This is a genomic window from Streptomyces sp. WG5 (genome assembly GCF_049974565.1).
Lineage (GTDB): Bacteria > Actinomycetota > Actinomycetes > Streptomycetales > Streptomycetaceae > Streptomyces.
On the sequence record NZ_JBNGGC010000142.1, the window covers coordinates 1 to 950 of the forward strand.

Consider the following 950-nt stretch of genomic DNA (forward strand, 5'->3'; position numbering starts at 1 on the left):
CTCCGCATCAACCGGCTCACCCGTCAGATTCGACACAACCGGAATCCGCGGCGCACTCCACGACAACCCGCCCAGAACCCGCTCGAACTCATCCAGCATCGGCTCCATCAACGGCGAATGAAACGCGTGCGACACCCGCAGCCGACTCGTCCGACGCCCCTGCCGCGCAAACCCCTGCGCAACAGCGACAACCTCACCCTCATCCCCGGCAATCACCACCGACCCCGGAGAGTTCACCGCCGCGACCGACACCCTCCCCGACGACAGCAACCCCGCCACCTCAGCCTCAGACGCCTCCACCGCCACCATCGCACCACCCGACGGCAACGCATCCATCAACCGGCCACGAGCCGCCACCAGCACACACGCATCCGCCAACGACAACACACCCGACACATGCGCCGCCGCCACCTCACCCACCGAATGCCCCAGCAAGTAACCCGGCACCACACCCCACGACTCCAGAACCCGGAACAAAGCAACCTCAACCGCGAACAACGCAGGCTGCGCCCACCCAGTCCGCTGCAACAGCCCCGGATCCTCCCCCCACACCACACCCTTCAACGGACGCTCCACATACCGGTCCAACTCCGCCACCACCGCATCAAACGCCCGCGCAAACACCACCGACGACTCATACAACCGCCGGCCCATCCCAAGACACTGAGAACCCTGACCACTGAACAACACACCCACACCAACACCAGACACACCCGCCCGAACCCGGCCCTGGAACACCCCGGACGCCGGCTCACCCCCCACCACCGCCCGCAACCCCGCCAGCAACTCACCCCGGTCACCACCGACAACCGCAACACGATGATCAAACACAGACCGAGTCACCGCCAAAGACAACCCCACATCCCGCACACCCACACCAGGACGGGCATCGACCCACTCCAGCAGACGCCCGGCCTGAGCACGCACCGCCTCCACCGACTTACCCGACA

1 protein-coding gene is annotated in these 950 nt (G+C 65.9%); it reads right to left on the reverse strand.

Annotated features, from left to right (window positions below):
* Window positions 1-950, reverse strand: a 950-nt coding sequence (locus ACP4IX_RS36265) for an acyltransferase domain-containing protein (protein ID WP_426558916.1), incomplete at both ends; no start/stop codon positions are given.